The sequence below is a fragment of the Methylobacterium sp. CCH5-D2 genome, from assembly GCF_001556475.1.
GTDB lineage: Bacteria > Pseudomonadota > Alphaproteobacteria > Rhizobiales > Beijerinckiaceae > Methylobacterium > Methylobacterium hispanicum.
The window spans coordinates 1-7,460 of the sequence record NZ_LSIX01000293.1 but is presented as its reverse complement, the minus strand read 5'-3'; the positions used below and the strand labels follow the sequence as shown (position 1 = coordinate 7,460).

Below are 7,460 nucleotides of genomic sequence, written 5' to 3'. Positions count from 1 at the left end.
GTCGAGCCCGGCCCGCGCTGACCCCCCTGCTGCGCCGGGGCGGCGAGCCGCTGGTGCGGGCCGGGCTCGACCGGGCCATGCGGGTGCTGGGCGGCCAGTTCGTCACCGGCCGCACCATCGCCGAGGCGCTGGCGCACGCCGCGCCCTGGGAGGCGCGGGGCTTCACCCACTCCTACGACATGCTCGGCGAGGCGGCGATGACCGCGGCCGACGCGGACGGCTACGCGGCCGCCTACGCGGAGGCCGTCGCGGCGATCGGCGCGGCCTCGGCGGGGCGCGGGCCTTATGCGGGGCCGGGCATCTCGATCAAGCTCTCGGCGCTCCACCCCCGCTACACCCGCGCACAGCGCGAGCGGGTGATGGCCGAGCTCCTGCCCCGCGTCGCCGACCTCGCCGCGGCGGCGCGCGCCGGGGACATCGGCCTCAACATCGACGCCGAGGAAGCCGACCGGCTCGACCTCTCCCTCGACATCCTGGCGGCGCTCGCGGCGGATCCGCGGCTCGCCGGCTGGGACGGCCTCGGCTTCGTGGTGCAGGCCTACGGCCGGCGGGCGCCGGCCGTGATCGACATGGTCGTCGATCTCGCCCGGCGGACGCGGCGCCGCCTCATGCTCCGCCTCGTCAAGGGCGCCTACTGGGACACCGAGATCAAGCGCGCCCAGGTCGAGGGGATCGGCGAATTCCCGGTCTTCACCCGCAAGCTCCACACAGACGTCGCCTACCTCGCCTGCGCGCGACGACTGCTCGCGGCGCGGGACGCGGTCTTCCCGCAATTCGCCACCCACAACGCCCGCACCCTCGCCGCCGTGCTGGCGATGGCGGGGCCGCGGTTCCGGCCCGGCGACTACGAGTTCCAGTGCCTGCACGGGATGGGCGAGGCCCTCTACGGAGAGGTGGTCGGCCCGGCCAAGCTCGACCGGCCCTGCCGCATCTACGCGCCGGTTGGCAGCCACGAGACGCTGCTCGCCTACCTCGTGCGCCGGCTTCTGGAGAACGGCGCGAACGCCTCCTTCGTCCACCGGATCGGCGACCCCGCGGTGCCGGTGGCGGAGCTGGCCCTGGACCCGGTCGCGGAGGCGATGGCGCTCGTCCCGCCCGGCGCGGCCCATCCCGGCATCCGCCAGCCCGGCGCGTTGTTTCCGGACCGGGCGAACGCGTCCGGCTACGACCTCGCCGACGAGGACGTGCTGGCGGACCTCGCGCGCGGCCTCGCGGCGGCGGCTCGCGTGCCGGCCGAGGCCGGGCCGCTCCTCGGCGACGGGCCGGGCACGGGCGAGGCCCGCCCGGTCGCGAACCCGGCCGACGGGGCCGACATCGTCGGGCGGGTCGTGGAGGCCGACGCGCGGACCGTGGAGGCCGCGCTCGTCCAGGCCGCCTCCGCCGATTGGGCCCTGACGCCTCCGGACGCGCGCGCCGCGATCCTCGAGCGCGCCGCCGACCGGATGGAGGCCGAGCCCCACGCGCTGCTGGCCCTGATGATCCGTGAAGCCGGCAAGAGCCTGCCGAACGCGATCGCCGAACTGCGCGAGGCGGTCGATTTCCTGCGCGCCTACGCGGGTGAGGTCCGGCGGGACTTCGCGAACGACACGCACCGCCCGCTCGGACCCGTCGCCTGCATCAGCCCCTGGAACTTCCCGCTGGCGATCTTCACGGGGCAGGTCGCGGCCGCGCTCGCCGCCGGCAACCCGGTCCTGGCCAAGCCCGCCGAGGAGACGCCGCTCACCGCCGCGCGCGCCGTCGCCATCCTGCGCGCGGCCGGGGTGCCGCCGGACGCCCTCCAGCTCCTGCCGGGCGACGGCGCGGTCGGGGCGCGTCTCGTCGCCGACGCGCGCGTCTGCGGGGTGATGTTCACCGGCTCGACCGAGGTCGCCAAGCGCATCCAGGCCGCGCTCGCCGGGCGGCTCGGGCCGGACGGGCGCCCGGTGCCGCTGGTGGCCGAGACCGGCGGCCTGAACGCGATGGTGGTGGATTCCTCCGCGCTGCCCGAGCAGGTGGTGGCCGACGTGCTGGCCTCCGCCTTCGATTCGGCCGGCCAGCGCTGCTCGGCCCTGCGGGTGCTCTGCCTGCAGGCGGAGATCGCCGACCGGGTGCTCGCCATGCTGAAGGGCGCGATGGCGGAACTGCGCGTCGGCGACCCGGCCCGGCTCGCCACCGATGTCGGCCCGGTGATCTCGGAGACGGCGCGCACGGGCATCCTCGACCACGTGGCACGGATGCGCGCGCGGGGCCGGCCGGTCCACGCCCCGTCCCTGCCGCCGGAGACCGCGGCCGGGCACTTCGTGGCCCCGACGCTCGTCGAGGTCGCCGACCTCGCGGCGTTGGAGCGCGAGGTGTTCGGGCCGGTGCTGCACGTGCTGCGCTACGAGGCGGCGGGGCTCGACGCGCTGCTCGCCGGGATCGCGGCGACCGGCTACGGCCTGACCTTCGGCGCGCACAGCCGCATCGACGCCGCAGCCCGGCGGATGGCCGACGCGGCGGAGGCCGGCAACATCTACGTGAATCGCAACATGATCGGCGCGGTCGTCGGAACGCAGCCCTTCGGCGGCGCGGGCCTCTCCGGCACCGGCCCGAAGGCCGGCGGCCCGCTCTACCTGCGCCGCTTGCTCGCCGCCTGCCCGGCCGAGACCGGCCTCGCCGCGGACGCGCCGATCCCGGCCCCCTTGCGGGACCTGCGCGACGCGCTGCGTCGGGAGGGCCGCACGGCGGAGGCGGCCCTCGCCGAACGGACGGCGGCCCACTCGCCACTCGGCCACGGCGCGCTCCTGCCCGGCCCGGTCGGCGAGGAGAACCGCTACGACCTGCTCCCGCGCGGGACGATCCTCTGCCTGCCGCTGACGGAAGCCGGCCTGCACGCCCAGCTCGCCGCCGCGCTCGCCACGGGCAACCGGGTGCGGCTCTGCGCAAGGGACGTCTTGCGCAGCCGGGTCGCGGACCTGCCCGAATCGGTTCGCACCGTGATCGACCTCTCGGACGCGCCCGATCCGGCGGGCTGCGCGGCGGTCCTCGCCGAGGCGGAAGGAGCCGCGCTCGAAGCGGTGCTGCACGCGGTCGCCGAGGGCGCGCCCGCCGTGATCCCGGTCCACACGGCGGTGGACGGCCTCTACCCGACCGGATGGCTCCTGCGCGAGCGCAGCCTCAGCATCAACACCGCCGCGGCCGGAGGCAACGCGAGCCTGATGGCACTGGGGTGAGTCCGGCTCGGAGGAGCGTGCGCGGGGCCCGCAGCGGGGTGAGGATCCGATCCGTGCCTCGGCTGGCCCGCCCCTTGCTGGACCTGCCGCGGGAGAGACGCATGGAAGTCGAGCTGATCCGCCTGACGAAGCGCTACGGCGGCACGGTCGCCGTGGACGGGATCGACCTCAAGGTCCGCTCCGGCGCCTATTGCTGCCTGCTCGGCCCCTCGGGCTGCGGCAAGACCCCGACCCTGCGGATGATCGGCGGCCACGAGACGGTGTCCTCCGGCGACGTGGTGATCGGCCCGCGCGCGGTGGGCGACGCGGCGCCCTCTGAGCGCGGCACCGCGATGATGTTCCAGAGCTACGCCCTCTTCCCGCACCTCGATTGCCGCGACAACGTCGCCTTCAGCCTGAAGATGCGGGGCGTGGGCAAGGCCGAGCGCCGCGCCCGGGCGCTGGCCATGCTCGACCTCGTGCAGATGGCCCACCTCGCCGAGCGGATGCCGGCCCAGCTCTCCGGCGGCCAGCAGCAGCGCGTGGCGCTCGCCCGCGCCCTCGTCACCGGCCCGAAGGTCCTGCTCCTCGACGAGCCGCTCTCGGCCCTCGACCCGTTCCTGCGGGTGCGGATGCGGACCGAGCTGAAGCGGATCCAGGCGGAACTCGGCCTCACCTTCATCCACGTCACCCACAGCCAGGAGGAGGCGATGGCGCTCTCCGACCTCGTGGTGGTGATGAACGGCGGCCGCATCGAGCAGGCCGCCGACCCGCGCACCGTCTTCGAGCGGCCCGCCACCGCCTTCGTCGCCCGCTTCATCGGCGGCCACAACGTCATCCGCCTGCCCGATGCCGGCGAGATCGCCGTGCGCGCCGACCGGATGCGCCTCGGTCCGGAGGCGGGCGCCGAGGCCGTACCGGCCCGCGTCGTATCGATCGAGTACCAGGGCACCAGCGTGCATGTCGGTCTGGAGGCGGACGGCCTCGGCGGCCGGGAGCCCGCCGCGCTCACCGCCATCATCGACGACGGCGCCTACGCCGCCCGGCCGCTCGCCCTCGGCCAGACCGTGCCGCTCGGCTGGGACGAGGCCGCCGCCCACCGCCTGAGCGCCTGATCCGTTCTCTCACCTGCGTCGAGGACCCCGCATGACCACCACGATCAAGCTCAGCCGCCGCACCCTGCTCCGCGGGGCGGGTGCCGCCGGGCTGACGCTCGGTGCCGGCCCGATCACCGGATTCCCGAACGTGATCGCCGCCGAGCCCGTGACCCTGCGCTACCTCGGCACCGCCGTGAACCAGTCCGGCGACATCGCCCGCAAGGTCAAGGAGGATCTCGGCATCACCATCGAGTACATCCCCGTCGTCACCGACGAGGTGACCAAGCGCGTGGTGACGCAGCCGAACTCTTTCGACCTCCTCGACACGGAGTATTTCAGCCTCCGGAAGCTCATCCCGTCCGGCAACATCCAGGGCATGGACGCCCGCCGGATCAAGCAGGCCGACAACATCACGCCGGTCTTCACCCGGGGCGAGGTGGGTAGTAAGAAGATCGGCGACCAGGGCACGGCCCCGAAGAAGGTCTTCTACCTGGAAGGCCAGAACGCCAAGACCTTCGCCGGCTCGGCCACCGAGTGGATCACCCTGATCCCCACCACCTACAACGCCGACACCCTCGGCATCCGCCCGGACCTGATCAAGCGCCCGGTCACGAGCTGGCGGGAGCTGCTCAACCCCGAATTCAAGGGCAAGGCCTCGATCCTCAACATCCCCTCCATCGGCATCATGGACGCCGCCATGGTGATCGAGGCCAGCGGCGACTACACCTATCCCGACAAGGGCAACATGACGAAGGCCGAGATCGACCGCACCATCAAGGTGCTGATCGAGGCCAAGCGCGCCGGCCAGTTCCGCGCCTTCTGGCAGGATTTCAACGAGTCCGTGAACCTGATGGCGTCGGGCGAGACGGTGATCCAGTCCATGTGGTCGCCCGCCGTGACCAAGGTGCGCTCGCAGGGCGTGGCCTGCACCTACCAGCCGCTGAAGGAGGGCTACCGGGCCTGGGCCTCGGGCTTCGGCCTGCCCAAGACGCTCACGGGCCGCAAGCTCGACGCGGCCTACGACTTCATCAACTGGTTCCTCTCCGGCTGGGCCGGCGCCTACCTCAACCGCCAGGGCTACTACTCGGCGGTGCTGGAGACCGCCAAGGCGCAGATGGAGCCCTACGAGTGGGCCTACTGGATGGAGGGCAAGCCCGCCGAGCGGGACATCAAGGGCCCGGACGGAAGCGTGCTGGAGAAGGCCGGCGCCACCCGCGACGGCGGCTCCTTCGAGGCGCGCATGGGCGGCGTCGCCTGCTGGAACGCGGTGATGGACGAGAACACCTACATGGTCCGCAAGTGGAACGAGTTCATCGCGGCGTGAGGGCGCCCCGGTGTCCCGCGGGGGCGGAGCCATGACCGAGGCCGCCCTGCCCGCCCTCGCGGACGCGCCCATCGCGCCGGCCGCCGCGAGCCTTGCCGCGAAGACCCGACGACGGCGGGCGCTGGCCTACGTCCAGGCGGCGCCGATGGCGCTGGTCTTCGGGTTCTTCTTCCTCGTGCCGCTCCTCCTGACCCTGATGGTCAGCTTCTGGGAGTACAACGAGTACGAGATCATCCCCGCCTTCACGCTGCAGAACTACGTCGACGTGTTCGAGGGCTGCCTCGACACGGGCAACGCCTGCACGACCCTGCGGACCTACCTCTCGACGCTGAAGTTCTGCGCGCTCACCTGGGTCTTCACCCTGCTGATCGGCTTCACGGTGGCGTATTTCGTCGCCTTCCACGTCCGGTCGCGCAACGTTCAGATGGTGCTGTTCCTCGTCTGCACCATCCCGTTCTGGACCTCGAACGTGATTCGGATGATCTCGTGGATCCCGCTGCTCGGCCGCAACGGCCTCGTCAACGACACGCTGATGGGGCTGGGGCTGATCGCGCGGCCGATCGAGGGGCTGCTCTACTCCGACTTCGCGGTGGTGCTGGCCTTCGTGCACCTCAACACGGTCTTCATGATCGTGCCGATCTTCAACAGCATGGCGCGCATCGACCGCGCGCTGATCGAGGCGGCCTACGACGCCGGCGCCACCGGCTGGCAGACCCTGTGGAACGTGGTGATCCCGCTCGCGAAACCCGGCATCGCCATCGGGTCGATCTTCGTGATCACGCTGGTGATGGGCGACTTCGTCACCGTCGGCGTCATGGGCGGCCAGCAGATCGCCTCGGTCGGCAAGATCATCCAGGTGCAGATGTCGGCGCTCCAGCTGCCCGCGGCGGCCGCGAACGCCGCGGTGCTGCTCGGCGCCGTGATGCTGATGATCGTCGCGATGACGCGGCTCATCGACCTGCGCAAGGAGCTGTGAGCCAGATGACCGACCGGCCCCGCACCCCCGCCTTCTACGCGCTTGCGGCCTTCTTCGCCCTGTTCGTCGCCTTCCTGTACGGGCCGACGCTGACCATCCTGGTCCTCAGCTTCCAGGGCCCGCAGGGCGGCCTGACCTTCCCGATGAACGGGGTCTCGACGCACTGGTTCGGCAAGCTCTGGGCGGGCTCCGGCATCGTCGACATCTGGGGCGCGCTCTGGCGCTCGCTCCGCCTCGGCCTCGTGGTGATGGGGCTCACCGTCGGGATCGCGTTCTTTGCAGGGTTGGCCTTCCGCAAGCGCTTCGCCGGCGAGGGCGCGCTGTTCACGGTCGCGGTGGCGAGCCTGATCGTGCCCTCCATCGTGGTCTCGCTCGGCATCGGGTTGGAGTTCCGGCTCCTCGACGACGCGGTGAAGTGGCTGGCTGCCGAAACCGGCTGGGGCTGGCTGCAGGAGCATGGCACGCTGATGGGGCTCTACACCTCGGCGCTCGGCGCCCATCTCACCTGGACGCTGCCCTTCGGCCTCCTGATCATGTTCGCGGTCTTCAACCGCTTCGACCCGGCCTACGAGGAGGCCGCCCGCGACCTCGGCGCCACGGGCGCCCAGACCCTGCGCCACGTCGTGGTGCCGATCCTCGGGCCCTCGCTCGTCGGCGTCGCGCTGTTCGGCTTCACCCTGTCCTTCGACGAGCTCGCCCGCACCAGCCAGGCCATCGGCGGCCGCAACACCCTGCCGCTGGAATTGCAGGGCCTGACCACCACCGTGACGACGCCGGAGATCTACGCGCTCGGCACACTCACCACCGGCCTCTCCCTCGCGGTGATCGCCGCGGCGCTCGGCGCCAGCCTGTACCTGCAGCGGCGCAGGGCCAGGCGGGGGCTGCGGCTCGGG

Annotated in this window: 5 protein-coding genes; all 5 read left to right on the top strand. The window is 72.5% G+C overall.

The features are described 5' to 3' along the window. Positions 1-3,191: bifunctional proline dehydrogenase/L-glutamate gamma-semialdehyde dehydrogenase PutA (putA, locus tag AX737_RS07875; RefSeq protein ID WP_082772942.1), on the top strand; the 3,191-nt coding region annotated here is incomplete at its 5' end. Positions 3,192-3,292: 101 nt separating this feature from the next. Next, the gene (locus AX737_RS07870; protein ID WP_066920393.1) at positions 3,293-4,285 is read left to right on the top strand and encodes an ABC transporter ATP-binding protein; all 993 of its coding nucleotides are present in this window, start codon (positions 3,293-3,295) and stop codon (positions 4,283-4,285) included. Positions 4,286-4,316: 31 nt separating this feature from the next. Then, complete coding sequence (locus tag AX737_RS07865) at positions 4,317-5,591, top strand: extracellular solute-binding protein (protein WP_066920391.1); 1,275 nt, start codon at positions 4,317-4,319, stop codon at positions 5,589-5,591. 31 nt (positions 5,592-5,622) lie between these two features. After that, complete coding sequence (locus AX737_RS07860; protein WP_066920389.1) at positions 5,623-6,567, top strand: ABC transporter permease; 945 nt, start codon at positions 5,623-5,625, stop codon at positions 6,565-6,567. Between the two features lie 5 nt (positions 6,568-6,572). Then, positions 6,573-7,460: ABC transporter permease subunit (locus AX737_RS07855; protein ID WP_066920386.1), on the top strand; the 888-nt coding region annotated here is incomplete at its 3' end.

What these genes read in the sequence shown, in the direction of transcription:
- AX737_RS07860 (WP_066920389.1), top strand. Translation starts at nt 5,623, where the DNA reads ATGACCGAGGCCGCCCTGCCCGCCCTCGCGGACGCGCCCATCGCGCCG.
- AX737_RS07870 (WP_066920393.1), top strand. Translation starts at nt 3,293, where the DNA reads ATGGAAGTCGAGCTGATCCGCCTGACGAAGCGCTACGGCGGCACGGTC.
- AX737_RS07865 (WP_066920391.1), top strand. Translation starts at nt 4,317, where the DNA reads ATGACCACCACGATCAAGCTCAGCCGCCGCACCCTGCTCCGCGGGGCG.